Origin of the sequence: Actinoplanes teichomyceticus ATCC 31121 (assembly GCF_003711105.1) — a bacterium.
In the GTDB taxonomy this organism is placed as follows: domain Bacteria; phylum Actinomycetota; class Actinomycetes; order Mycobacteriales; family Micromonosporaceae; genus Actinoplanes; species Actinoplanes teichomyceticus.
Map to the genome: position 1 here is coordinate 2,362,772 of NZ_CP023865.1, position 24,120 is coordinate 2,386,891.

At 74.5% G+C, this 24,120-nt stretch carries 24 protein-coding genes; 16 read left to right on the plus strand and 8 right to left on the minus strand.

All coding sequences use genetic code 11. The features are described 5' to 3' along the window. Positions 1–4: 4 nt before the first annotated feature. Complete coding sequence (locus tag ACTEI_RS10630; protein WP_122977499.1) at positions 5–964, minus strand: Lrp/AsnC family transcriptional regulator; 960 nt, start codon at positions 962–964, stop codon at positions 5–7. A 17-nt stretch (positions 965–981) separates the two neighbouring features. Between ACTEI_RS10630 and ACTEI_RS10635 the strand changes: the two genes are divergently transcribed. Together ACTEI_RS10635 and ACTEI_RS10640 are read left to right on the plus strand one after the other, a co-directional pair. Beyond that, positions 982–2,487 carry an MFS transporter gene (locus ACTEI_RS10635; RefSeq protein ID WP_239082308.1) on the plus strand — a complete coding sequence of 502 codons (1,506 nt, stop codon included), beginning with the start codon at positions 982–984 and terminating at the stop codon, positions 2,485–2,487. Positions 2,488–2,745: 258 nt separating this feature from the next. Next, the gene (locus ACTEI_RS10640; RefSeq protein WP_122977500.1) at positions 2,746–3,306 is read left to right on the plus strand and encodes a DoxX family membrane protein; all 561 of its coding nucleotides are present in this window, start codon (positions 2,746–2,748) and stop codon (positions 3,304–3,306) included. 235 nt (positions 3,307–3,541) lie between these two features. Here the strand turns inward: ACTEI_RS10640 and ACTEI_RS10645 are convergent, their stop codons facing one another. After that, entirely contained in the window at positions 3,542–4,195 is a 654-nt protein-coding gene (locus ACTEI_RS10645; protein WP_122977501.1) for a TetR/AcrR family transcriptional regulator, read from the minus strand. A 104-nt stretch (positions 4,196–4,299) separates the two neighbouring features. Here ACTEI_RS10645 and ACTEI_RS10650 point away from each other — a divergent pair, with 104 nt between their 5' ends. The 4 genes from ACTEI_RS10650 (at position 4,300) to ACTEI_RS10670 (ending at position 8,309) form a co-directional block, all read left to right on the plus strand. Next, positions 4,300–5,346 (plus strand): hypothetical protein, encoded by a 1,047-nt coding sequence (locus ACTEI_RS10650; protein WP_122977502.1) that lies wholly within the window; start codon positions 4,300–4,302, stop codon positions 5,344–5,346. 193 nt (positions 5,347–5,539) lie between these two features. Next, the gene (locus ACTEI_RS10660; RefSeq protein ID WP_122982055.1) at positions 5,540–6,274 is read left to right on the plus strand and encodes a (Fe-S)-binding protein; all 735 of its coding nucleotides are present in this window, start codon (positions 5,540–5,542) and stop codon (positions 6,272–6,274) included. Continuing rightward, positions 6,271–7,719 (plus strand): lactate utilization protein B, encoded by a 1,449-nt coding sequence (locus ACTEI_RS10665; protein WP_122977503.1) that lies wholly within the window; start codon positions 6,271–6,273, stop codon positions 7,717–7,719. The genes ACTEI_RS10660 and ACTEI_RS10665 overlap by 4 nt, the downstream gene beginning before the upstream one ends. Beyond that, positions 7,719–8,309 carry a LutC/YkgG family protein gene (locus ACTEI_RS10670; RefSeq protein WP_122982056.1) on the plus strand — a complete coding sequence of 197 codons (591 nt, stop codon included), beginning with the start codon at positions 7,719–7,721 and terminating at the stop codon, positions 8,307–8,309. The genes ACTEI_RS10665 and ACTEI_RS10670 overlap by 1 nt, the downstream gene beginning before the upstream one ends. A gap of 293 nt (positions 8,310–8,602) precedes the next feature. On the opposite strand, the gene ACTEI_RS10675 is transcribed toward ACTEI_RS10670, so the two are convergent. Then, positions 8,603–9,019, minus strand: a complete 417-nt coding sequence (locus tag ACTEI_RS10675) for a hypothetical protein (RefSeq protein ID WP_122977504.1) — start codon at positions 9,017–9,019, stop codon at positions 8,603–8,605. Positions 9,020–9,077: 58 nt separating this feature from the next. On the opposite strand from ACTEI_RS10675, the gene ACTEI_RS10680 reads away from it, so the two are divergent. The 5 genes from ACTEI_RS10680 to ACTEI_RS10700 are packed head-to-tail and all read left to right on the plus strand — an operon-like array spanning position 9,078 to position 13,910. Continuing rightward, a complete protein-coding gene (locus ACTEI_RS10680; RefSeq protein WP_122977505.1) occupies positions 9,078–10,196 on the plus strand; it encodes an efflux RND transporter periplasmic adaptor subunit in 1,119 nt (372 codons plus the stop codon). A gap of 58 nt (positions 10,197–10,254) precedes the next feature. Continuing rightward, positions 10,255–11,421 carry an efflux RND transporter periplasmic adaptor subunit gene (locus ACTEI_RS10685; protein WP_122977506.1) on the plus strand — a complete coding sequence of 389 codons (1,167 nt, stop codon included), beginning with the start codon at positions 10,255–10,257 and terminating at the stop codon, positions 11,419–11,421. A gap of 3 nt (positions 11,422–11,424) precedes the next feature. After that, the gene (locus ACTEI_RS10690) at positions 11,425–12,141 is read left to right on the plus strand and encodes an ABC transporter ATP-binding protein (protein ID WP_122977507.1); all 717 of its coding nucleotides are present in this window, start codon (positions 11,425–11,427) and stop codon (positions 12,139–12,141) included. After that, positions 12,138–13,322, plus strand: coding sequence for an ABC transporter permease (locus tag ACTEI_RS10695; RefSeq protein ID WP_122977508.1), 1,185 nt, complete (start codon positions 12,138–12,140; stop codon positions 13,320–13,322). Before ACTEI_RS10690 ends, ACTEI_RS10695 begins: the two co-directional genes overlap by 4 nt. Positions 13,323–13,334: 12 nt before the next feature. Next, the gene (locus tag ACTEI_RS10700; protein WP_122977509.1) at positions 13,335–13,910 is read left to right on the plus strand and encodes a hypothetical protein; all 576 of its coding nucleotides are present in this window, start codon (positions 13,335–13,337) and stop codon (positions 13,908–13,910) included. Between the two features lie 1,382 nt (positions 13,911–15,292). Here ACTEI_RS10700 and ACTEI_RS10705 read toward each other — a convergent pair. The 3 genes from ACTEI_RS10705 to ACTEI_RS10715 all read right to left on the minus strand — a co-directional run bounded on the left by ACTEI_RS10705 (position 15,293) and on the right by ACTEI_RS10715 (position 17,163). Continuing rightward, positions 15,293–15,676 (minus strand): MMPL family transporter, encoded by a 384-nt coding sequence (locus ACTEI_RS10705; RefSeq protein ID WP_122977510.1) that lies wholly within the window; start codon positions 15,674–15,676, stop codon positions 15,293–15,295. Between the two features lie 51 nt (positions 15,677–15,727). Continuing rightward, a complete protein-coding gene (locus tag ACTEI_RS10710) occupies positions 15,728–15,988 on the minus strand; it encodes a DUF3040 domain-containing protein (RefSeq protein ID WP_122982057.1) in 261 nt (86 codons plus the stop codon). Between the two features lie 71 nt (positions 15,989–16,059). Then, the gene (locus ACTEI_RS10715) at positions 16,060–17,163 is read right to left on the minus strand and encodes a M20/M25/M40 family metallo-hydrolase (RefSeq protein ID WP_122977511.1); all 1,104 of its coding nucleotides are present in this window, start codon (positions 17,161–17,163) and stop codon (positions 16,060–16,062) included. A gap of 162 nt (positions 17,164–17,325) precedes the next feature. Here ACTEI_RS10715 and ACTEI_RS10720 point away from each other — a divergent pair, with 162 nt between their 5' ends. From ACTEI_RS10720 to ACTEI_RS10740, 5 genes are read left to right on the plus strand one after another with little or no spacing between them, the layout of a single operon-like run. Beyond that, complete coding sequence (locus ACTEI_RS10720) at positions 17,326–18,027, plus strand: GNAT family N-acetyltransferase (protein WP_239082307.1); 702 nt, start codon at positions 17,326–17,328, stop codon at positions 18,025–18,027. Beyond that, entirely contained in the window at positions 18,024–18,668 is a 645-nt protein-coding gene (locus ACTEI_RS10725) for a MurR/RpiR family transcriptional regulator (RefSeq protein ID WP_122977513.1), read from the plus strand. The genes ACTEI_RS10720 and ACTEI_RS10725 overlap by 4 nt, the downstream gene beginning before the upstream one ends. After that, complete coding sequence (gene menC, locus ACTEI_RS10730) at positions 18,665–19,765, plus strand: o-succinylbenzoate synthase (protein ID WP_122977514.1); 1,101 nt, start codon at positions 18,665–18,667, stop codon at positions 19,763–19,765. Before ACTEI_RS10725 ends, menC begins: the two co-directional genes overlap by 4 nt. Positions 19,766–19,810: 45 nt before the next feature. After that, positions 19,811–20,101 carry a DUF4956 domain-containing protein gene (locus ACTEI_RS10735; RefSeq protein ID WP_122977515.1) on the plus strand — a complete coding sequence of 97 codons (291 nt, stop codon included), beginning with the start codon at positions 19,811–19,813 and terminating at the stop codon, positions 20,099–20,101. Positions 20,102–20,151: 50 nt separating this feature from the next. Continuing rightward, complete coding sequence (locus ACTEI_RS10740; protein WP_122977516.1) at positions 20,152–21,522, plus strand: hypothetical protein; 1,371 nt, start codon at positions 20,152–20,154, stop codon at positions 21,520–21,522. A 117-nt stretch (positions 21,523–21,639) separates the two neighbouring features. On the opposite strand, the gene ACTEI_RS10745 is transcribed toward ACTEI_RS10740, so the two are convergent. Together ACTEI_RS10745 and feoB are read right to left on the minus strand one after the other, a co-directional pair. Beyond that, positions 21,640–22,170, minus strand: coding sequence for a NifU family protein (locus ACTEI_RS10745; RefSeq protein ID WP_122977517.1), 531 nt, complete (start codon positions 22,168–22,170; stop codon positions 21,640–21,642). After that, a complete protein-coding gene (gene feoB, locus ACTEI_RS10750; protein WP_239082305.1) occupies positions 22,170–24,083 on the minus strand; it encodes a ferrous iron transporter B in 1,914 nt (637 codons plus the stop codon). Before feoB ends, ACTEI_RS10745 begins: the two co-directional genes overlap by 1 nt. Positions 24,084–24,120: the final 37 nt, after the last annotated feature.

Sequence of the window (24,120 nt, forward strand, 5' to 3'; positions counted from 1 at the left end):
TATGTCAGCGCACCGCGCCCAGCTGCTTGACGTGCCGCAGCACCGGCGCCGACTCGATCCGCTGCACCCCGTGCAGCGAACCCAGCCGCTCGGTCACGTACCGGTAGAACGCCGGCATGTCCCGGCAGAGCGCGGTGACGTGCAGGTTCGTCGGACCGGTGGTGGCCGCCGCGAAGACCACCTCCTCATGCTCGCGCAGCGCCGCGCCGACCGGGGCGACCCGCGACGGCGTGACCGACAGCCAGAGCAGCACCGCCGCGCGGAAGCCGAGCAGCTCCGGCTCGATCTCCACGTCGGTGTAGAGCGAGCCGGAGTCGAACAGCTCCTGCATCCGGCGGCGCGCGGTCGACTCCGGCCACCCGGTCGCCGCGGCCAGCTCGGTGTAGCTGAGCCGCCCGTCCCGGGAGAGCGCCTCGATCAGCGGCGCGTCCGCGTCGGTCAGGTGCGCCGCGGCCCGGGCGCCGCCCGCCCGGGCCGGGCTCAGCGCGGCGATCTGCTCCGCGGTGAGGGCGTCGTCGCGGCGGTCCGGCCCGACCGCGCCACCGACGTAGTGATGGATCACGCAGTGCGCGCTGACCGCGACCAGGCGCGGCGTCCGCGGGAGCTTCTGCAGCAGCAGCGACTCGCGGTCGGTGGACGCCGGGACGCGGACGTTGCAGGCGATCTCCGTGCCGCCGGAGGTGATCGACACCCATCCGGTGTCCGGCCGGCGGGCCAGCGCCCCGGCGATCGCCACGGCGGCGTCCGGCGCGGCGCGCAGGCGCAGCACCCAGGTCTCGTACCCCAGCTCGATGGGGTTGGGCAGGCCGACCACCCGCAGGCCCGCCTCGTCGCGCAACCGGCGGTAGCGCCGGGCGACGGTCTGGTCGGAGACGCCGAGCACCGCGCCGATCTCGCGGTACCCGGCCCGCCCGTTGATCCGCAGCGCGTGCGTCACCTTCCGGTCCAGCTCGTCGATTCCCACCGGGCGAGGCTATCCGCATGTCGAGATCCGCAAGGATGGTCGCGCTGGTTCGTTACCCGGACGCGCCGGTCGGCATCCTGCTGGTCATGCGCAAATGGTCACCACTGATCGCCGTCTGCCTCGGCACCTTCCTGTTGCTGGTGGACGTCACCATCGTCGTCGTCGCCCTGCCGGCCATCGCCGGCAAGTTCGGAGCCGGCTACGCCGACCTGCAGTGGGTGCTCGACGGGTACGCCCTCGCCCTCGCCGCCCTGCTGCTGGGCGCCGGTTCCCTGGCCGACCGGTACGGCCGCCGCCGCACCTACCTGGTCGGCATCGGCATCTTCGCCGCCTCCTCGCTGCTGTGCGCGATCGCCCCGAACGAGCAGGCGCTGATCGCCGCCCGGGTGCTGCAGGGCGCCGGCGGCGCGGCCATGTTCGCCACCACGGCCGCCCTGCTCAACGTCACGTACCACGGCCACGACCGGGGCGTCGCGTTCGGCGTCTGGGGCGCGGTCAACGGCGCCGCCGCGGCCGCCGGCCCACTCGCCGGCGGCCTGCTCACCGAGCACTTCGGCTGGCGCTGGATCTTCCTGGTCAACCTGCCGATCTGCCTGGCCGCCGTCTGGTTCACGGTGCGCGGGGTGACCGAGTCCCGGGCGCCGTGGGGCGGCCGCTTCGACCTGCCCGGCACGGTCACCTTCACGGTGGCGGCGGGGGCCGCGACGTACGGGCTGATCCGCGCCGGCGACGCCGGCTGGAGCGACGGCGTGGCGCTGGCCGCGCTCGCCGCCGGCCTGCTCGCCCTGATCGCGTTCGTCGGGGCCGAGCTGCGCTCCGACCATCCGATGCTGGACCTGAAGCTGTTCCGCCGGACCCCGTTCACCGTGCTGATCATCGCCGCGTTCCTGACCCAGGCGGCCGCGTTCGGCTACCTGCCGTTCGCCACGGTGTGGCTGCAGCAGGTGCTCGGCAACGGCCCGGTCGACGCCGGCCTGGTGGGCGCGCTGCCGATGGCCGCCGCGTCCCTGCTCGTCGGCGCGGCCGCCGGGCGGATGCTGCAGCGGATCGCGCCGCGCTGGACGGTCGGCGCCGGCCTGCTGCTGATCGCGGCCGGTGACCTGATGCAGGCCCGGCTCGGCGCGGACAGCACCGGCAAGGCGCTGATCCCCGGCCTGATCGTGGTCGGCATCGGGGTCGGCTCGGTGCTGCCGTCGCTGTCGTCGGCGGTGCTCGGCCAGGTGCCGCGCGAGCGCAGCGGGATGGCCGGCGGGGCGCTGAACACGTTCCGGCAGCTCGGGTTCGCGCTCGGGGTGGCGGTGTTCGGCACGATCTTCGCCGACCACGTGGCGGACGGGCACGGGCAGCCGGCCGGGTTCGCCGCCGGGCTGAACGCGACACTGCTGGTCGCCGCGGGGACCGCCGCGCTGGCCGGGGTGCTGGTGCTGCTGTTCGTGCGGCACCGTCCGGCGTCCGTGGTGCACGGCGGGTCGCCGGCGGGCGCTTCCGCGCCGGGGGCGGTGGCCGCCCCGGCAGCCTCCTGATTCGTACCGCCTCGCCCGGGCCAGGCACCCGCCTCGCCCGGGCCAGGCACCCGCCTCGCCCGGGCCAGGCGCCCGCTGTGCCTGGGCGAGGCGCCCGCTGTGCCCGGCCCGGGCGCCCGTCGCGCCCGGGAAGGCGGGCGGCGGAAAAAGATGCGCTGATCGGGACCTTCGTCCTGCCCGATCAGGTGGTCGGACCCGGGCGCCCGGACCCGCGCCGGAGGAGTCTTGGAGCCAGAGAGATTGATGGAGGAGGAAGCGATGACAACCATCGGCCGCAGCCACGCAGCCCACCTGGAGCAGGTTGAGGCGCCGGGCTCGATGCTCACCAAGACCGCCGAGAGGGCGCTGGCCGTTCTGCGGGTGGCGACCGGATTCGTCTTCCTGTGGGCGTTCCTGGACAAGGTCTTCGGCTTCGGCTACGCCACCCCGTCGGCCAAGGCCTGGATCAACGGTGGCTCGCCGACCAAGGGCTTCCTGTCCAACGTCGAGGCCGGCCCGCTCAAGGGCATGTTCCACAGCCTGGCCGGGACCACCTTCGCCAACTGGGCCTTCATGATCGGCCTGCTCGGCATCGGCCTCGCCATGATCCTCGGCATCGGCCTGCGCGTCGCCTCGGTCTCCGCGGCCCTGATGATGGCCATGATGTGGCTCGCCGAGTGGCCCCTCGCCAGCGGCTCCAGCAACCCGATCGTCGACTACCACGTCGTCTACGCGATCAGCGGCGTCATCTTCGCCCTGACCTACGCGGGCCACACCTGGGGCCTGGGCCGCGTCTGGGCCAAGCTCCCGATCGTCCAGAAGAACCGCTGGCTGATCTGAGTTGACCGGCGCCGCGACCGACAACGTCAAAAGCAGACCGCCCGGGCCTTTCGGCCCGGGCGGTTCCGTCTGCGCCGGGCCTTCCCGGTACGCCTCGGTGGCCGGCGCGTGTGAGCACGCCCCACCCCTGCCGCTGGTCGTCGGGCGGGGGAGTGGTGCGGTGGGCGCTGCCCGCGGCGGTTCTGCCGCTCGTCGGGCCGGGCGAGTGGTGCGGTGAGCGCCGCCCGCACGAGTTCTACCGCTCCTCGCCGGGCCGCGCGTCCGGTGTGGTGAGCGCATCCAGCGCGGGTGCGAGCGCGGTCAGCGCCGCCCGCACGAGATGCGGCAGCGACCCGGACGGCACGACGAAACCGGGCATCGACGGTGTTGTGCCCGGCGACTGCAGCCACTGGGCGAGCGCCACCCTGGCCGCCGCGACGACGCCGGCCGACAGCGCCCGGACGGTCAGCGGCTCGACGCCCGGGCACCGTGCGGTGATCGCTTCGGCGAGCGGCTCCTCCATCGCGGTGACGGTGTCGACGTAGCAGGCGCGCAGGGCGGGGCTCGTGGCGATCATCAGCAGCGTGTCGCGCGGCTGCGCGCCCGCATCGGTGTACGCCGCCACGACGGCGTCGATGACGGCGTCGCCGAGGCCGACGCCGGCCGGGCGGGCCACCACGGCCGACGCGACCTGCGCCGCGCGATCCGCGGCGATCGCGGCGACGATCGCCTGCTCGCGGCTGGAGAAATAGTTGTTGTAGGTGCGGGGTGAGACCCCGGCGGCCTCGGCGATGTCCTCGACGCGCACGTTGCGCGGACCGCGCTCCAGCGCGAGGCGCAGCGCCGCGGCCTGCAGGGCCTCGCGGGTGGCCCGCTTCTTCCGCTCCCGCAGACTCGTCGCGCCGGTCATGCCCGGCACTCTGCCACAAATCATGCACGCTCGCAAAATTGCGTGCACGCAAGTTTTCGGTACGGTGATGGCGTACCTCACTCACCCGACCGGAAGGAACCGGCATGCGCGCCAAGGGCATCGCCTACAGCACCGGCTTCGTCAGCGACGGCGTCAACTCGCTGGACCGCCTCGACCCCGGATCGGTGCGGCGGGAGCTGACCGTCATCCGCGACGACCTGCACTGCACCGCGGTTCAGGTGATCGGTGGTGACGCCGATCGTCTGGAGACCGCCGCCCGCATCGCCGCCGAGCTGGGTCTGGAGGTCTGGTTCTCGCCGTACCCGCTGGACCTGACGCCGGAGCGGATCCTGACCCTGCTCCTGGACTGCGCCGAACGCGCCGAGCGGCTGCGCGCGGCGGGCGCCGAGATCGTGTTCGTGGCGGGCGTGGAACTGAGCATCATGAACCGCGGATTCGTCGACGGCGACCGGCTCGGCGACCGCCTCGGCCACCTGTTCGCCGATCCGCCGCGCCGCGCCGAGCGGATCGCCGAGACGCGCTCGCGCCTGGACGGGTTCCTGCGCCGGGCCGTGCCGGCGATCCGCGCGCGCTTCCACGGCAAGGTCACCTGTGCCGCGATCCCGTTCGAGGACGTCGACGGGGACCTGTTCGACTTCGTGACCCTGGAACTCATCCGGTCCGCCGAGGTCGCGGACGGCTTCCGCGACGCCGTGCGGGCTCTCGCCGCCGGGCCCAAGCCGGTCGCCATCACCGGTTTCGGCGTCGCGACCTGGCACGGCGCGGGCGCTGTCGCGCCGCGCAGCATGGACATCCTGGAGTACGACCCGGTCACCCGCGTGCCGTTGCGGCTCGACGGGGTGTACCGGCGCGACGAGGCCGGCCAGGCGGCGTACCTGCGTGAGCTGCTCGACGTCTTCGACAGCGAGGGGGTCGACAGCGCCTTCGTGTATCTGTTCGCGCTCCACGACTTCCCGCACCGGCCGGATGGCGACCCCCGTGCCGATCTGGACCTGGCCAGCCCCGGGATCGTCAAGGTCCTCGACGGTCGCACCGGCGACACGTATCCCGGTATGCCGTGGGAGCCGAAGGCCGCGTTCGCGGCGGTCGCCGAGCACTACTCCGGCCGGAACGCGCGGGCGAACCCGTAGCGCCCCGGCGGCGCCGGGCGGGCGCGCGCGCCCGCGTCGGCGACGTGCTCGTGCCGGCCCGCGCCGCCGTCGCCGTTCCGGCCCGGCTCGATGCGAGGCGCGCGCTGGTACGGCAGACTCAACGGATCGTGCGCTACGAGCCGCACGGCGACGCCGCCTGGCGGGCCGCCGCCGCGCGGGTGGGGAGGTGACCGTGCGGATCGCGCTGTTCGCGACCTGCCTCGCCGACACCCTGTTCCCGGAGGCGGCCAAGGCCACCGTGCGGCTGCTGGAGCGGCTCGGGCACGAGGTGGTGTTCCCCCTCGAGCAGACCTGCTGCGGGCAGATGCACGTCAACACCGGCTACCAGCGCGAGGCGTTGCCGCTGGTGCGGCGCTACGTGTCGGTCTTCGGCGGATTCGACGTGATCGTGGCGCCGTCCGGATCGTGCGTCGGATCGATCCGGCACCAGCACGAGACGGTGGCCGCCCGGGCCGGCGAGCGCGGGCTCGCCGAGCGGGCGCGCGACGTCGGCTCGCGCACCTACGAACTGTCCGAGCTGCTGGTCGACGTGCTCGGGGTGGAGGACGTGGGCGCGTACTACCCGCACCGGGTCACCTACCACCCGACCTGCCACAGCCTGCGGACGACCCGGGTCGGCGACAAGCCGCTGCGGCTGCTGCGGCGGGTCCGCGGCCTGCAGCTTGTCGACCTGCCGGCGGCCGAGCAGTGCTGCGGCTTCGGCGGGACGTTCGCGCTCAAGAACGCCGAGACGTCCACGGCGATGCTCGCCGACAAGATCAGCGGCATCCTGTCCACCGGGGCGCGGGTGTGCACCGCCGGGGACGTGTCCTGCCTGATGCACATCGGCGGCGGGCTGTCCCGGCGCGGCGCCGACGTGCGCACCGTGCACCTGGCCGAGATCCTGGCCGCGACGGAGGCGCCATGACCACCTTCCTCGGCATGCCGGCGACCGCGCCGCGTGGCGTCGGGCAGCTACGCGGCGACCGGACGTTCCCGCAGGCGGCGCACGCGGCGCTGGGCGACGCCCAGCTGCGGCGCAACCTGCGGCACGCCACCGCGACGATCCGCAGCAGGTCGGGCCGGGTGATCGCCGAGCTGCCGGACTGGCAGCAGCTGCGCGCGGCCGGTTCGGCGCTCAAGGCCGACGTCATGGCCCGCCTGCCGCAGCTGCTGCAGCAGCTGGAGGCCCGGGTGAGCGAGGCCGGCGGCGTCGTGCACTGGGCCGCCGACGCCCACGAGGCCAACGCGATCGTCACCGATCTGGTCCGGCGCACCGGCAGCGACCGGGTCATCAAGGTGAAGTCGATGGCGACCCAGGAGATCGGCCTCAACGAGGCCCTGGAAGCGGCCGGGATCACCCCGGTGGAGACCGACCTCGCCGAGCTGATCGTGCAGCTGGGCGACGACCGGCCCAGCCACATCCTGGTCCCGGCCATCCACCGCAACCGCTCGGAGATCCGCGACATCTTCCGGCGTTCGATGCCCGGCGTCGACCCGGACCTCACCGACGACCCGCCGGTGCTGGCCGCCGCCGCCCGCAAGTACCTGCGCGAGACGTTCCTGTCCACCACGGTCGCGGTCAGCGGGGCCAACTTCGCCGTCGCCGAGACCGGCACGCTCGCCGTGGTCGAGTCGGAGGGCAACGGCCGGATGTGCCTGACCCTGCCGGACACCCTGATCACCGTGATGGGCCTGGAGAAGGTGGTGCCCACCTGGGCGGACCTGGAGGTGTTCCTGCAACTGCTGCCGCGCTCGTCGACCGGGGAGCGGATGAACCCGTACACCAGCATGTGGACCGGGGTGACCCCCGGCGACGGGCCGCAGAACTTCCACCTCGTGCTGCTCGACAACGGGCGCAGCGCGGTCCTGGCCGACCCGGTCGGGCGGCAGGCGTTGCACTGCATCCGCTGCTCGGCCTGCCTCAACGTGTGCCCGGTCTACGAACGCACCGGCGGGCACGCGTACGGGTCGGTGTACCCGGGACCGATCGGCGCGGTGCTGTCGCCGCAGCTGACCGGGGTGGCCGACAACGCGTCGCTGCCGTACGCCTCGTCGCTGTGCGGGGCCTGCTTCGACGCCTGCCCGGTGAAGATCGACATCCCGTCGCTGCTGGTGCACCTGCGCAACCGGGCGCCGCACCCGCGCGCCGAGCGGGCCATGATGCGGGCCGCGGCGTACCTGATGGACCGTCCGCGGGCGTACGCGCGGGCGCAGCGGGCGGCGAAGCTGGCCCGCATCGCCGGGCGCCGGGGCCGCGGGCTGCCGCCGCCGCTGTCCGGGTGGACCGCGGGACGCGACCTGCCGCCACTGCCGGAGCAGACCTTCCGGGACTGGTGGGCGCGCCGCGCGCGGGCGGCCGAGGAGGCGTGATGAGCTCACGGGAGCTGATCCTGGGCCGGGTGCGGGCGGCGCTGCGGGACCGGCCGCGGCCCGGGCCGGTCCCCCGGGAGTACCGGCGCACCTTCCCGGCCGCCGACCTGGACCTGCTGGTGGACCGGCTGGTCGACTACCGCGCCGAGGTGCACCGGGTCGGCGAGGCGGACATCGCGGCGACGGTGGCGCGGATCGTGACCGGGGCGGTGCTCGTACCGGAAGGGTTGCCGGCGGCCTGGCGCCCGGCCGGCGCCGTCGTCGACGACCGCCTGGCGCCGGACCGGATCGCCGCGGCCGCCGCGGTGCTGACCGCCGCGGCGGTGGCCGTGGCCGAGACCGGCACCATCGTCCTGGACGCCTCGCCCGACCAGGGCCGGCGGATCATCAGCCTGCTGCCGGACGTGCACGTCGTGGTGCTGCGCCCGGCACAGGTCGTCGCGTCGGTGTCGCAGGCGCTCGCCCGGCTCGACCCGGCACGGCCGCTGACCTGGATCAGCGGGCCGTCGGCGACCAGCGACATCGAGCTGAACCGGGTGGAGGGCGTGCACGGGCCCCGCCACCTGCACGTCCTGCTGCTGGATCGGTAGCCGGCTCGCGGCGCGCACGGGAGGCGGCCGGGCCCGCCCGCAACGGCGGTGACCGCCGCGCCCCCGTTGCGTTGCCGCCGTCGCCGTCGCCGTCGCCGTCGCCGTCGCCGCCCCGCGGTCGTGGTCGCCGCCTGCGCCATCCGGCCGGGACCGCCGTGGTCGCCGCGCCCCGGCTACGCGGCTGCGGGCGCCGGCTCCGCACGCGGCCGTGGCGGCCGCCTCCGCCGCGCGGCCGCCTCCGCCACGCGGCCGGGGCCGCCGGCTTCGTCATGCGGCCGGGGCCGCCGGCTTCGTCATTCGGCCGGGACCGGCTGCGAGCCGGAGGGGACGCCGCCGGGCGTGCCGGGGGCATACCCGTGCAGGTTGGTGCCGCGCGGGATGAACGTGGGGCTGCCGGCCGGGGCGAGGGTGATGTCGCCGCCGCCGGAGCCGGAAGGCGGCGGCTCGTCGCAGTCGCGGCCCGCTCCGCTCGCTCCGGGATCCGCGGACCGCTCGCCGGGCCCCGTGCCGGACGGTTCGCCGCCGGGCGCGGCCGGTCGGGACACGCCGGTGGGCGGGCAGTGGGTGGGGGAGAACCGCGTACCGGCCGGGACGTCGCCGGTCGTGCCGCCGCCGGAGGAGTCGCCGCACGCGCCGGTCCACAGGGCCACCAGCGCGATCAGGGCGAGCGCGGCGTGGCGCGGATGCGGGGCGGGCTGCGGGCTCGGCACGGGGCTGCTCCTCGGATTCGGGTCCGTCCGGGTGGATGAACAGCCACAATCTACGATCATGAGCAAGTTGTCGGGCCAAAGCAGGTCGAAAGCACGCATTCGGTGGACAGGCGCCGCCATCGTCCTGACCGGGGTGGCCGCCGGCGTGCTGCTCGCCGTCGTGCAGGGGCGGCAGGACACCGACCGGGACGCCGCGGTGGTCGCGGTCGCCGTGGAGAAAGGCGAGGTCACCCTGGACGTGGCCACCACCGGCACGGTGCGGCCGGCCACCACCCGGGCGCTCGGGTTCGCGGTGACCGGCACGGTCCGGGACGTCGCCGTGCGGGCCGGCACCCGGGTCCGCGCCGGGCAGACCCTGGCCACCGTCGACGACCGCGAGGCGGCCGGCGACGTCAACGACGCCGAGGCGAGCCTGGGCGACGCGCGGGCCCGCCTGGACGCGGCCGAGGACGCCGCCGCCCGGGTCACCGCCTCCGCGACCGCCTGCGCCACCACCGGCCCCCGCGCGCCCGGCGCCCAGGTGGCCGCGGTCGGCTGCCCCACCCGGGGCTACCCGGACACCGGCGGCGACGCAATCCTCACCGCTGAGCAGGCCGTCAACCGTGCCGCGCGGGCGGTCGCGCAGGCCCGGGCGGCCCTGGACGGCACCGTGCTCAAGGCGCCGATCGCCGGCACCGTGGTCGCCGTCGCCGGCAGCGTCGGCGACCGGGTGACCGGTGGGCAGACCTTCGTCACCCTGGCCGACACGTACGCCATGCAGGTGCGGGCGGAGTTCCCGGAGGCCGACGCCGGCGCGCTGCGAGCCGGCCAGAGCGCCACGGTCACCCTGGGCGGCCACGACGACGCGCTCAACGCCACCGTGGTGCAGGTCGACCCGGTCGGCGCCGCCGACGGCGCCCTGGTCCGCTACGGCGCGCTGCTGTCGTTCGCCACGCCGCCGGGCGACCTGCTGGTCGGGCAGAGCGCGCAGGTGCGGGTCCGCGTCGGCCAGGCCACCGGCGTGCTGCGCGTGCCGTCGACCGCGGTGCACGACATCTCCGGCGGCAGCGGCACCGTGCTGGTGCACGGCGGCACGACCTCGGCGCGACGGACGGTGACCGTCGGCCTGCGCGGCGACCGATACACCCAGGTGACCGGCGGGCTCACCGCCGGGGAGCAGGTCGTACGTTCCTGGTGATCCGGGAATACCGCCGAACACCCCACCACGAACCGGTCGCACCGGACATGATGGCACTGTGAAAGCCCTTCGCAGGCCCAGCACGGTAGTGAACGCCCTGCTGGCGCTACTGATCGTCGGCGCCGCGATCTGGGGCGTCAACCTGGTCCGGGACACCTCGTCGGGGAACGGGGCGAACGCTACCGGCGTACGCACCGTCACCGTCTCGCAGGGCACGGTCACCCGCAGCGTCACCGCCGACGGCGCGGTGGAGAGCGCCGCCACCGCGGCCGCCACCTTCGCCACCCCCGGCACGGTCACCGCCATCGACGTCAAGGTCGGCGACCGGGTCGCCAAGGGTCGGCTGCTGGCCCGGATCGACGCCGCCCCCGCCCAGCGCGACCTGGCGCTGGCCCGGGCCGACCTGGACGCGGCCGAGGACGCCCTGGCCCGGGCGCAGGCCGCGGGCACCGACCCCACCATCGCGCAGAACGAGGTCACCTCGGCCCGGCTGGCCGTGGCCGACGCGCAGGCCGCGGTCGCCGGCACCCGGCTGACCGCCCCGATGGCCGGCACGGTCACCGCGATCAACGGCTCGCTCGGCGGCTCGTCGAGCCCGGCCGGCTCCGCACCGTCCCCGGCGACGCCCTCCGGCGGCGCCGGCGGATCGGCGGCCACCACCGCGTCCGGCGGCTTCATCGACCTGGCCGACCTGAGCAGGCTGCAGATCGGCGCGGCGTTCGCGGAGGACGACGCCACCGCGCTCAAGCCCGGGCAGTCCGCCACCATCATCTTCAACGCCCTCGACGGCGCGGAGACCACCGGCCGGGTGGTGGCCGTCGACCCGACCGCGACCACCACCGGCGGCGTGGTCACCTACGGCGTGACGGTCAGCCTGCCGGCCCCGCCGGACGGCGCCAGGCCCGGCCAGACGGTCAGCGTCTCGGTGGTCACCGGCAGCGTGGACAACGCCGTCAAGGTCAACCCGGCGGCGGTCGTGGTCAGCGGCCGGCGGTCCACCGTCACCGTGCTGACCGCGGCCGGGCAGCCGGAGACCCGGCCGGTGCAGGTCGGGCTGGAGGGCGACGACGCGTACCAGATCACCGCCGGGCTCACCGCGGGTGAGCGGGTGGTGATCCCGGTCGGCGCCGGACCCGGACCCGGCTCGCGCGGCGGCGCCGGGTCCGGCGCCGGCGGCAACCTCCGTGACGGCGGCGCGCCGCCCGGCGGTCAGGGCGGTCGTTGAACCATGCGGGCGACCCGGCCGGTCCTCGACGTCCGTGACCTGACCAAGGTGTACGGCGAGGGCGAGACCGCGGTACGCGCCCTCGACGGCGTGTCGCTGCGGGCCGACCGCGGCGACTACGTGGCCGTCATGGGGCCGTCCGGGTCGGGCAAGTCCACCCTGCTGAACATCCTCGGCTGCCTGGACGCGCCGACCAGCGGCACGTACCTGCTCGACGGCGTGGACGTCGGCCGGCTCGGCGACAGCCAGCTCGCGCTGGTGCGCAACCGGCTGATCGGGTTCGTGTTCCAGGCGTTCAACCTGATCCCGCGTACGTCGGCGGTGGCCAACGTCGAGCTGCCGCTGACGTACTGCGGGATGCGCGCCGCCGAGCGGCGCCGGCGCGCCATGTTCGCCCTGGACGTGGTCGGTCTCGCCAACCGCGCCGACCACGAGCCGAACCGGCTCTCCGGCGGCCAGCAGCAGCGCGTCGCGATCGCCCGGGCGCTGGTCACCGAACCGGCCCTGCTGCTCGCCGACGAGCCGACCGGGAACCTGGACAGCCACGCGACCGAGGAGGTGCTCAGTGTGTTCGACGACCTGCACGCGGTCGGCCGCACCATCGTCCTGATCACCCACGAGGCGGACGTCGGCGCCCGCGCGGACCGGCTGATCAGGCTGCTGGACGGGCGGATCGTCGCCGACGTCCGGCAGCACCGCCTCGGGCGGCACGCCGCATGAGACTCGCCGAGATCGTCCGTTCCGCGCTGCGTGGACTGGCCGCCGACAAGCTCCGCTCGGCGCTCACCATGCTGGGCATCCTGATCGGCGTGGCCGCGGTGATCCTGCTGGTCGCGGTCGGCAACGGCTCGGCGCGTTCGGTCGCCGAGCGGATCTCCGCGCTGGGCACCGACACGCTGACCGTGCTGAGCACCAGCCGGGGTGGCGGCCTCACCTTGCAGGACGCCGAGGCGCTGCACGACCCGGTGCTCGCCCCCGACGTCAGATCGGTGTCGCCGGTGGTCAGCACGCCCGCCACGCTCACCTACGAGGGCAGCGACCACGACGTCGGCTCGTTCGTCGGCACCACCCCGGACTGGTTCGGCGCCTCGAACTTCCCGGTCCGTACCGGCGCGCTGTTCACCGCCGACGACCAGGCGCAGGCGCGCCGGGTGGTGGTGCTCGGTCAGACCGTCGCCGAGGAGCTGTTCGGCGGCGTCGACCCGGTCGGCGAGCAGGTCACCGTGAGCGGCGCGCTGTTCACCGTGATCGGGGTGCTGGACGAGAGGAGCTCCAGCGGTGTCGCCGACGCCAACGACACCGCGGTCGCGCCGATCTCCGCGGTCCGCCAGGTCCTCGCCGGGTACGGCCCGCTCAGCTCGATCCTGGTCGAGGCCCGTGACTCCGATCGGGTGGACACCGTGGAGAGCGAGATCGCCACCATCCTGGACCACCGGGTACCGGCGACCGACGACGGGACCGCCGCGTACCGGATCCAGAACGCCGCCCAGCTGCTGGCGACGCAGACCGGGACCGCCGACACGTTCACCGCCCTGCTCGGGACGGTGGCCGCGATCAGCCTGCTGGTCGGCGGCCTCGGCATCACCAACATCATGCTGGTCACGGTGACCGAGCGGACCCGGGAGATCGGCATCCGCAAGGCCCTCGGCGCGCCCCGCCGGGTGGTGCTGAGCCAGTTCCTGATCGAGGCGACGCTGCTGAGCGTCGTCGGCGGCGGGCTCGGGGTGGCCGCCGCGCTGATCGGCAGCCGGTTCGAGATCGCCGGTGTGCAGCCGGTGGTGGTACCCAGCTCGGTCGCGCTCGCCCTGGGCGTCTCCGTGCTCATCGGACTCTTCTTCGGCGGACTGCCGGCGGCCCGCGCGGCCCGGCTGCGGCCGATCGACGCCCTGCGCTACGAGTGAGGACATCTCCGCATGAACGACAACACCGAGGTCCTGCCCCGCACCCCGGCCGAGGCCGAACAACAGGACCTGACCGGCGCCCTCGCACAGGCCGCCCCGAGGCGGTGGTGGAACCGCACCACGCTGGTGCTGGCCGGCGTGGTGCTGCTGGCCGGCGGCTTCCTCGGCGGGGTGCAGACGCACAAGCGGTGGGGCGCCACCGGCACCGCGGCGCCCGCCGGCTCCTCCGGCGGGGCCGGCATCGAGGCGCCCGCCGGCTCCTCCGGCGCGGCCGGCATCGAGGCGCCCGCCGGCTCCTCCGGCGTCGCCGGGCCGGGTGGGATGCCCAGCCCGGGGACCGGCTTCGGGCCGGACCGTCCGGCGGCGCCGGGCATCACCGCCGGCACCCTCACCCGGGTCGACGGCCACATCCTGTACGTGCAGACCGCGGCAGGCGAGACGATCACGGTACGGGCGTCCGGCACCACCGCGGTCAGCCGCACCGTGCCCGCGACCGTGACGGACCTGACCACCGGCGCGAAGGTGACGGTGCAGGGCGCCGCGGACTCGGAGGGCGTGATCACCGCGACCGCCATCACCGCCGGCTGACCGCCCGTGTGGTGAGCGCGAGCGGCGTTCAGCGGTCGCTTGTCGGAGTGAACGCAGCGGTGGTCAGCCGTCGCTTGTCGGAGTGAACGCAGCGGTGGTCAGCCGTCGCTTGTCGGAGTGAACGCGAGTGGTGTTCAGTGGTCGCTTGTCGGGGTGGCCGCGAGTGGTGTTCAGTGGTCGCTTGTCGGGTGGCCGCGATTACTGCTCACCGCTCGTTTGTAGGTGACCCTTTGCTGTGCCGCACGGGAAATACCTTCGGTTCGGGCTCATCATTCCTCTTGTCCGGCGCGAATTCGCCGAGTCCGACGGCCTCGGGAGGTTCCGCGCATGGTCGTCATGCGTCGGGAGAACGTTCACGAATGCGCGCCGGGTCACGGCCGTTCTTCAATCTCACCGTCGGGAGCGAGACCACGGGGACTTCCTCGGCGGTGTCGCCGGAAGTGCCGAAGCAGCGGCGATTTCATCGGCAATCAGCTACGTCGGAGGACCGCCTGGCGTGGCTTTCACCGGTGGCTTCGCCGCACGGGGCGGATCTGCGCGGCTGATGTCCGCGCGTTCACGACGTCGGGTCAGCCCGGTGCTGCTCCGCCGGGGTGGTTCCGCCGCCGGCCGTGGTGAGCGCGGCTGCGCTTGCGCCGGCTGGCGGGTGACGGGTCGGCGCGGCGGGCTGTGAGCGGGTGGGTACGGCGGGCTGTGGGTGGGCCGGTGCGGCGGGCTGTGGGTGGGTGGACACGGCGGGCTGTGGATGGGACGGCTGCTGCGAGGCCGGGACACGTGCCCGGGCCCGTCGCTCGGCCAAGGTCTGGTCGTCGCTGCCCTGGTCGTCGCCGGCGCGCGCGGTCCGGACCTGGGCGTGGGGCGGTCTGCTCGAGGCGGCGGGTTGTCAATGCCGCGTGTTGTTCCGCATCGATCATGGTGGGAGTCTGCTGGGTGCGCCGGGTTGGCGGGGGGTGTCGTCTGGGGCGCGGTGCGGTGAGGATCCGCGGGCCGCGTCCGGTTGTTGGTGGTGGCGGGCGCCGCCGGAGCCCCGGCGTGGTGCGGATCCGCTCGGCGCAGCCGGTCGGCGTGGCGGCGCTGCAAACCCCAGGCGCGGCGACACTCGTGCTCGCGGCGGAATGCGTCACCGGCGGCCGAATGCCTGCGAGACCTGGTCCGGTCGCGCATTTCTTGCAGCTCGGTCCTGCCGAACAACGATAACTGCCGCATGAATTCATTGTCCCGGGCCGAGGTCGCGCTCGACGGTATTCGATCATGCCATTCTGGGAAGCCGGCTCGGCCGTCGACGACGTCATATTCGCCGTGGTTGTCAACGCAATTCCGAGCGTCTTGTGCCATTCAGGTGGGTAATCGGTTCCGCGCTGGGCCCGGTGTTGTGCTGTCGATCATGCTGACGTGCGCCGGTGGCTGGCTGCGGGGCGTGGCGGCCAGCGCCCGCGAGAGGCGTCACGCGACGCCGTGCGGCCGGTCGTAGGTGGGGCCGGGTCGGCTTCGATTGAGATCTTCGGCAGCAGGGCGTGGAGCGGGCCCGGCAGCCGCCACTGCCGTTGCCCGATCAGGATCATCACGGCCGGGGCGAGCAGGCAGCGTACGACCGTGGCGTCGACCGCCACCGGCCGGCCCGGGCCGCACATCTTGACGATCGGGTTCGCGTTGATCAGGAAGCTCGCGAAGACCGCGACCATGATCAGCGCCGCGCTGCTGAGGATCTTTCCGGTGTCGGCCAGGCCCCGGCGTACCTCGCGGGTCGTGTGCCCGCACGGCCGGATGAGAGCAGCCCGACGACGGTGGCGGCTCCGGGGCGCCCGGACCGGCGGGGCTCAACGAGCCCGGCGGCGGAGCATGACGATGGCCATCGCGGCGGCGAACAGATCGACCACGACCAGCACGCCCGGCCAGCCGAACAGGAGCATGACCAGTGGAACGAGGATGAACAGCAGCGCGCACAGGACCGGCACGGCCGGGAAGACCGGCTCCGACCCGCCGCCGGCCGGGGCGGCCATCCGCGCGACGAAGTCGGCGTCGCCCTGCAGGTGGTGTTCCAGCTCGGCCAGGGTCCGGCGTTCGTGGTCGTTCAGCATCGACGTCACTCCCGAGGGTCGGCTCACCGGATTTACCCCGGGCCGCGGTCGGCGAAACGCGCTGCGAACAGTCACCAACGGGACAGGCCGCTCGCGGTGATCAGGGCGGTCAGCAGAGCGGTCCGTTCGGCGATGCCGGCCGCCGACACCCACTCGGTGCGGGCGTGCGCGCCGCCGCCGCGCGGGCCGAGGCCGTCCACGGTGGGCCGGCCCAGCGCGCCGGTGGTGTTGGTGTCGGCGGCGCCGTCGGCCGGGCGGCCGCTCAGGGTCTGTCCGAGCCCGGCCGCGACCGCCACGATCCGGTCCAGCAGCCGGTCACCGGCGGCGTCCGGCCGCCACGTCGGGCGGTGCGAGAGCAGCCGGGTGCGGACCGTGGCCCTCTCGCGGACCGGCCGCAGCGCGGCCAGCTCGCCGAGCACGGCCCGCTCGTCGTCCGGGTCGGCGAAGCGCAGGCCCAGATCGGCGTACGCCTGACCGGCCACCACGTTGGTGCGCCCGCCGCCGGCGACGGCGCCGGTGTTGACCAGCACCGGCCGCCCGGCGCCGATCCGCCGGACCCGCAGCAGCTGGTCGACCAGCTCGTCGATGGCGTTCACCCCGGCCTGCGGGTCGAGGGCGGCGTGCGCCTCCACCCCGGTCACCTCGATCCGGGCCCGGGTGCTGCCGCGCCGGCCGGTCTTCAGGTCGCCGCCCGGGTGCGGCGGCTCCAGCCCGAGCACCGCCGCCGCCCGCCGCGCCTCCGCCTCGACCAGGCCGGTCGCGGTGGGCGAGCCGATCTCCTCGTCGGCGACCACCACGACGCGGATCTCCGGGTGCGGTCGCGCCGCCGCGGCGACCGCCGCGAGCAGGGCCGCGATCCCGGATTTCGCGTCGTAGACGCCTGGGCCCCGCAGCACGTCGCCGGTCTGGGTCCAGGGCATCTCGGCCAGGGTGCCGACCGGCCAGACGGTGTCGTAGTGGGTGAGGAACAGCAGCGGGCCACCCGGTGCGCCGCCGGCCGGCAGGGTCCAGATCAGGTGATCGCCGGTCGGGTGGCGCTCGCGCGCGGTGTGCAGGCCGGCCGTGGCCGCGTCCGCCTCCAGCATCTCGGCCAGGGCCGCGAGAGCCGCCGGGTCACCGGTCGGCGACTCGGCCAGCGTGTAGCGGCGCAGCGCCGCGACCACGGGTGACGGCATATGTGAACGCTAAGTAGTGCCAACTTCGTTGTCAACGAGGCCGGATCTCGTCAGGATGACCGTTATGCGCGCGCTATCTTCGGCGCGCCGGATCCTGGCACGCCGGATCCTGGCGGGTCGGACCGGGCCGGGCCGGGTCGGGGAGGCGGAATGGATTGGACGGTGCGCGAGCTGGATCGGCTCGCCGAGTGGACGGCGGGCGCCCGGCTCTACCGCGCGGTGTTCGGGTACACCGAGCCCGAGTTCGGCCTCAGCCCGCGCCTGCTGGCCGGGCTGCGGGACAACGGCGGCACGGTGCTCGGCGCGTTCCGCGGCGACGGCGAGCTGGTCGGGTTCTGCTTCGGTTTCAGCGCGGTCTCCGGCGGCGAGCTCTACCACTACTCGCAGGCCGCGGTGGTCGCCGCCGGTGCGCGCGGCGCCGGGGTGGGCCGGCTGCTCAAGTACGCCCAGGCCGCCGCGGCCCGGCGCACCGGGGCGCGCACCATGCGGTGGGTCTTCGATCCGTACGCGCTGCGCAACGCGCACTTCAATCTCGCCGTCCTGGGCGCCACCGGCGTCGGCTTCCAGCCGGACTTCTACGCCGAGCCGGGCACCGACCGGGTCGTGGTGAGCTGGGACCTCGACCGCGCCGTCCCGGACGTGACCGGTCCGGCCCCGCTCGTGCGGGTGCCGACGGAGGCGCGCTGCTCGATCGTCGTCGCGGCGGGACAGCGGTACGCCGCCCCCGACCCGGCTGACCGGGCCTGGCTGCGGCAGGAGTTGCTGGCGCGGTTCGCGGCCGGCGCGCGGCTGGTCGGGGTGGTCCGGCTGGAGGCCGAACCCGGGCGGGCCGCCTACCTGTTCGAGCCCGGGGAGGCGGCGTGACCACGTCCGGAACACCCGCCGGCCGGTTCGCCCGCAACGTGCAGCGGCGGTCCGCGCGGGTCCTCAAGCAGCGAGTCCTGGAACAGCAGCGGGCCGAATTCGATCAGGCGCTGCGCTGGGCCGCGGAGCAGGATGCGATCGAGCGGGCCGCGGCGCTGATCGTGTCGGCGCGGCGGCGGTTCCTGATCGGCTACGGCAAGTCGCTGAGCTACGCGTCGCTGCTGGCCGCCGACCTGAGCGCCGGGCTGTCCGGGGTGCACCTGGTGGACGGGACGCCGATGCGGGCGCTCGACGTGCTCAGCGACATCCGGCGCGGTGATCTGCTGGTCGCCGTCTCGCTGGAGCGCTACCGCCGGGAGACCGTGGAGGTGGCCTCGGCGTACGCGCGACACGGCGGCGAGCTGGTGCTGGTCACCGATGCCGAGGACGCGCCGCTGGCCGGGATCGCCACGGCGCGGATCGTGGTGGGGGCCGGCAGCGCGTCGTACGTCAATTCGCCGACCTCGATCGCGCTGGCCCTGCACCTGCTCGCCACCCTGACCATCGCCAGTTCCAAGGGCGCCGGACGGCGCCTGCGCGAGCGTGACGCGCTCGCCGCCGAGCTGGGTCTGCACATCGGGCACCGGGCGGGCCGGGCGTGATCCGGATCCGGCACGTCGAGCTGCGGCGAGTGCGCCTGCCGCTGATCCACCGCTTCCGGACCAGCTCGCACGTCAAGCACGAGCTGGAGCACATCCTGGTCGGCGTCACCGACGCGTCCGGGGTGACCGGCTGGGGCGAGATCGCCTCGCCGAGCGGGCCGTACTACGGCGCGGAGACGGTGCAGAGTTGCTGGGCGGTGGCGCGGGATCACCTGCGGCCGCTGGTGCTGGCGGCGGCCTGGGAGCATCCGGCGGAGCTGGCCGCGGTGATGGGCCGGGTCCGGGGCAACCACTTCGCCCGGGCCGGGTTCGACATGGCGGCCTGGGCGCTGTGGTCCGCGCTGGACGGCTCGCCGCTGGCGGCGGCGCTGGGCGGGACCCGGACCCGGGTGGCGGCCGGGGTGTCGCTGGGCATCGAGGAGACCATCGACGAGCTGCTGGAACAGGTGGCGCTGCGGGTCGCCGAGGGATACCACCGGATCAAGCTCAAGATCGCGCCGGGGTGGGACGTCGAGCCGGTACGGGCGGTGCGGGCGGCGTTCCCGCGGATCCCGCTGCACGTCGACGCCAACGGCGCCTATCCGGCCTCGGAGCGGGCCGTGTTCGGCGAGCTGGACCGGGCCGGGCTGCTGATGATCGAGCAGCCGTTCGCGCCGCGCGCCCTGGTCGCGCACGCCGAGCTGCAGGAGACGCTGGCGACGCCGATCTGCCTGGACGAATCGGTCGAGGACGTGGACGACCTGGTCACCGCGCTGCGCCTGCGGGCCGGCCGGGTGCTCAACATCAAGGTGTCCCGGATGGGCGGCCTCACCCCCGCGGTCCGCGCGCACGACCTGGCCCACGCCGAGGGCCTGCCGGTGTGGTGCGGCGGGATGCACGAGTTCGGCATCGGCCGCGCCGCGAACGTGGCGCTGAGCTCGCTGCCCGGCTTCACCATGCCGTCCGACGTGTCCGGCTCGGACAAGTACTACGCCCGTGACATCACCACCTCGCCGGTGACCTGCCGCAACGGTTTCGTCGCCGTCCCGCGCACGCCGGGGCTGGGCTGGGAGCCGGACCTGCCGTTCGTGGCCGAGCGTACCGTCGCCCGGCTCTGACAGCTTCCGCACAGCACTCTGTGAGGTGTCTCTGAGGCCCCCACCATGCACCGGATCGCAGTGTTCGGGATGGATCTGCTGGCGGTCGGTCTGCTGGTCTTCGGACTGTACTTTCCACGGCACCGGCGACGGAATCTCATCGTCGCGTACCTCGGGGTGAACGTCGGGGTGCTCGCCGTCGCCGGGTCGCTCAGCTCCAGCGCGGTCGGCGCCGGCCTCGGTCCCGGGCTGCTCGGCGTGCTGTCACCACGGTCACCGCGGGCACCCGGTCCGGCGCCCGTCCGTGACCGTGCGGGTGGCCCCGGACCGTCGGGGCCACCCGCTCCTGGCTGGTGAGATGCCCTTCGATACATTCGACCGGCATTTCGCGATCGGAAGGAACAGACGTGACCGGCACGGGGGCTGACACCGGCGGCGACAACACGCCGGAGCCGACTTCGCAACCATCCAGCGGCCCACTGCCGGACCCGACGTTCGCGGCGCCGGACCGGCCGGTCGCGCCCGCCGCCGACCCGACCACTCCGCAGGACCAGGTGGTTGCGGGCGGCCCGGCCGTTGCCGGTGGCCCGGTGGTTGCGGGCGGCCCGGTCGGTCAGCCGGGGGAGGCCGTTTCCGAATGGGCTCGTCCGGCGGAGGGACCGCAGCCGCCGGTCCCGGCCGGACCGCCGACCCACCCGTTCCCGCCCTCCGGGCCGACCGCGGCGGGCGCGCCGACCCACCCGTTCCCGCAGCCGCCCCCGCCCTTCGCCGGCCCGTCCGCGGCCGGGCAGCCGGGCGCCTACCCACCGCCCGCGGGTCACCCCGTCCCGGGCGGTTACCCGCCGGCCGGCGGCCATCCGGCTCCGGGCGCGTACCCCGCCGGTTCCTACCCGGCTCCGGGCGCGTACCCCGCCGGCCCCTATCCGGCGCCCGGCGCGTACCCCGCCGGCCCCTATCCGGCGCCCGGCGCGTACCCCGCCGGCCCCTATCCGGCGCCCGACCCGCACACCGCGGCCGGCTGGCCGCAGCCCGGCGCCGCTCCCTCCACCGGCCCGCGTCGAGGCGCCGCCGCGGTCATCGCGGCCGTCATCGCCGTCGCCCTCCTCACCGTCGGCGGCCTCTACGCCCTGGCCCGCGACGACGACCCGCCGGCGACCGCGGACCGGCGCGCCGACCTGCCGTTCAGCCTGCCCTCCGACTTTCCCGCCTTCCCCACCGTGACCCCGGGCGTCCCGGGCATCAGCGAGGAGGCGGTCGACGAGGGCCCGCAGGCCAGCTCGTACCCGGCCGAGGACGCCGACGACCTGGACCGCGTCTGCGACGAGAACGTCTACTTCCCGGACTCGCCGAAGCGGTCCGGCAAGGCCCCGCACCCGGTGGTCCTGCTGAAGAAGGAGAGCCCCGACGACGTGCGCTACCAGGACCGCGTCTTCTACTTCCGGGACGAGGGCACCTCGGACGCGGACGAGCGGGTGTGGGGCAGCGACGACGCCAGCAAGGTGCAGATGGTCGCCTGCCTGGACCGCACCGGCACCGGTACGAAGATCCGCAACTGCAAGTACGACGACCCGAAGCCGGAGACCGTCGCCCTCTACCGGGCGAGCTGGCGCCTGCGGGTCTACGAGGTCGCCACCCGCCGCCTGCTGCTGGACAGGAAGCTGCCCGGCGACGAGCAGCAGTGCCCGTTCTCGGTCCTGATCGGCCCGGACCGCAAGACCTACGCCAAGGTCAGCGACCGCGCGGTGCTCGCCAAGCTGCGCAAGCTGGTCAAACAGTAGTCCCGGCAGGACGGCCCGCCACGGGCACCGCGCGCGCCGTCCCTGCCGGTCCGGATCGCGGGTCCGTGGAGGTTCGTGGTGGCGACGCGCACCGCCGGTCCTCCGGCGCGGGCTGTCTCAGCGTGCCGGACCGGCGTCGACGACGGCGCGCAGGCCGGGACACCGGCGGCGCAGCTGCTCCTCGACGCGCTGCCACAACGTGGACGCCGCCGCCGGGCATCCGCGGCAGGCGCCCAGCATCCGTACGGTGACGACTCCGTCCCGGGCGTCGACCAGCTCCATGCGGCCGCCGTGGGAGCGGGCGAAGGCGCCGGCCGAGCCGTCGAGCAGCTCCGCGGCGGCGGCATGCAGCCGTTGGTCGCCGTGCGGGTCGGCGGGCGCCGTCCAGCCGGCCGGTTCGTCCAGGGCGGCGTGCAGCGCGGACCGGATCCGGGCGCCGTCCCGGCCCCAGGCCCGCCCGGCGGCCAGGGTGGTGAGCACGGCCCCCGGCTCCACCCGTACCTCGGCCAGCGTGCCGTCGCGCAGCAGCGCGGCCAGCGGCGCGGGCACCGCGGCGGCGACGCCGGTGCCGGACAGCACGCCCGGCGGCAGGATCCAGCGGAGCCGGTCGGGGCGGCCCGGGCAGGACTGGGGGTGGACGGGGACCATCAGCCGCCCCCGGCCAGCAGGGCGGTGACCGTGTGCGCGGCGAACGCCATCACCCACGCCAGGGCGGTCAGGTACGTGAACGCCACGAGCGGCCACTTCCAGGTGCCGGTCTCGCGGCGGATGATGCCGACCGTGGCCATGCACTGCAACGCGAACGCGAAGTAGACCAGCAGCGCGGCGATCGTGGGCGCGGTGAAGACGCGCCGGCCGGCGTGCGGGCCGTCGGGGTACGTCATCGAGCGCAACGCCTGCGCCGGCTGTTCCGGGTCCTCGGCGGCGGCGACCTGGCCGAGGGTGGCGACGAAGGTCTCCCGCGCCGACTGCGCGGACAGCACCGCGATGTTGATGCGCCAGTCGAAGCCCAGCGGCGCGAAGACCGGCGCGACCAGGCGGCCCAGCCCGGCCGCGTAGCTGTGGTCGGCGGCGTACGCGGTCACGGCCGTCCCGTCACCCGGGTCGACACCGTGCGCGCGCAGGTCGGCGGCGGAGTGCAGGGGCAGGTTGAGCAGCAGCCACAGCCCGGCGGTGGTGACCGCGATGATGGTCGTGCACTTGCGGAGGAACGAGCGTGCCGAGTCACTCATCGCGATCAGCACCGAACGGGCGGTCGGCAGCCGGTACGGCGGCATCTCCATGTAGAACGGCAGCGTCGCGCCACGACCCCGGCCGATCCGCTGGAACGCCCAGGCGGCCAGCATCGCCGACACCGCGCCGAGCAGGTACATCGCCAGCATGATCAGGCCCTGCAGCCCGAACGGCCCGACGCGCGCCGCCGGGTCCACCAGCAGGCCGATCAGCAGCACGTACACCGGCAGGCGGGCGGAGCAGGTCATCAGCGGGGCGGCCATCATCGTGGCCAGCCGGTCCCGCGACGACGGCAGCGTCCGGGTCGCCATGATGCCCGGGATGGCACAGGCGAACGAGGACAGCAGCGAGACGAACGCACGCCCCTCCAGGCCGGCGCGGGCCATCACCCGGTCCATCAGGAATGCCGCCCGGGACATGTAGCCGACCCCTTCGAGCAGCGCGATCAGCAGGAACAGCAGCATGATCTGCGGCACGAAGACCAGCACCCCGCCGACCCCGCCGAGGAGCGCGTCGCCGAGCAGCCCGGCCAGCCACGGGCTGCGTACGTGTTCGGACACCATGCCCGACAGCCGGGCGAACAGCGTCTCGACGTAACCCTGCAACGGTGCGGCCAGGCCGAAGATGGTCTGGAAGAACAGCACCATCACCGCGAAGAAGACGACGGTGCCCCACACCGGGTGCAGCAGGACGGCGTCGACCCGCCGGGTGACGGTGTGCCGGCCGGGCGGGCGGTAGGCGGCGTACGTCAGCACCGATTCGATCCAGGCGTCCAGCTCGGCCGGGTCGGACGGGGGCGCCAGCACCGGCATCGGCCACGACTGCCAGCCGGCGAGCAGTTCCCGCAGGCGGTCGATGCCCTCGCCGCGGTTGCCCACCACCCGCACCACGGGCACGCCGAGCGCCTGCCCGAACGCGTCCAGGTCGAGACCGCCCTGGCGGGTGGCCAGCTCGTCGGTGAAGGTGACCGCGACGGCGGCCGGCAGCCCACGGCCGAGCACCTGCGCGACGAACCGCAGCGAACGCCGCAGCGTGGTGGCGTCGACCGCGATCAGCACGGCGTCGGGGCGCTGCTCGCCGTCGACCCGGCCGTCCAGCACGTCCACCATGATCTGCTCGTCCGGGCTGATCGGCTCCAGACTGTACGTGCCCGGCAGGTCCTCGATGACCAGGTCAAGCCGGCCGGTCCGGGCCGTGCCGACGAACCGGGACACCGTCACCCCGGGGTAGTTGCCGGTTTTCGCGCGCAGGCCGGTCAGCGTGTTGAAGATGCTGGTCTTGCCGGCGTTGGGGCTGCCGCAGAGCACGATGCGCGGTGCGCTGGTCACGACGGCGCCGGACCCTGCACCGTCGTGGCAGGACGCG

Coding starts and splice junctions, on each gene's coding strand:
- ACTEI_RS10635 (WP_239082308.1), top strand. CDS start 982: ATGTCGAGATCCGCAAGGATGGTCGCGCTGGTTCGTTACCCGGACGCG.
- ACTEI_RS10640 (WP_122977500.1), top strand. CDS start 2,746: ATGACAACCATCGGCCGCAGCCACGCAGCCCACCTGGAGCAGGTTGAG.
- ACTEI_RS10645 (WP_122977501.1), bottom strand. CDS start 4,195: ATGACCGGCGCGACGAGTCTGCGGGAGCGGAAGAAGCGGGCCACCCGC.
- ACTEI_RS10650 (WP_122977502.1), top strand. CDS start 4,300: ATGCGCGCCAAGGGCATCGCCTACAGCACCGGCTTCGTCAGCGACGGC.
- ACTEI_RS10665 (WP_122977503.1), top strand. CDS start 6,271: ATGACCACCTTCCTCGGCATGCCGGCGACCGCGCCGCGTGGCGTCGGG.
- ACTEI_RS10670 (WP_122982056.1), top strand. CDS start 7,719: ATGAGCTCACGGGAGCTGATCCTGGGCCGGGTGCGGGCGGCGCTGCGG.
- ACTEI_RS10680 (WP_122977505.1), top strand. CDS start 9,078: ATGAGCAAGTTGTCGGGCCAAAGCAGGTCGAAAGCACGCATTCGGTGG.
- ACTEI_RS10690 (WP_122977507.1), top strand. CDS start 11,425: ATGCGGGCGACCCGGCCGGTCCTCGACGTCCGTGACCTGACCAAGGTG.
- ACTEI_RS10695 (WP_122977508.1), top strand. CDS start 12,138: ATGAGACTCGCCGAGATCGTCCGTTCCGCGCTGCGTGGACTGGCCGCC.
- ACTEI_RS10700 (WP_122977509.1), top strand. CDS start 13,335: ATGAACGACAACACCGAGGTCCTGCCCCGCACCCCGGCCGAGGCCGAA.
- ACTEI_RS10710 (WP_122982057.1), bottom strand. CDS start 15,988: ATGCTGAACGACCACGAACGCCGGACCCTGGCCGAGCTGGAACACCAC.
- ACTEI_RS10715 (WP_122977511.1), bottom strand. CDS start 17,163: ATGCCGTCACCCGTGGTCGCGGCGCTGCGCCGCTACACGCTGGCCGAG.
- ACTEI_RS10735 (WP_122977515.1), top strand. CDS start 19,811: ATGCACCGGATCGCAGTGTTCGGGATGGATCTGCTGGCGGTCGGTCTG.
- ACTEI_RS10745 (WP_122977517.1), bottom strand. CDS start 22,170: ATGGTCCCCGTCCACCCCCAGTCCTGCCCGGGCCGCCCCGACCGGCTC.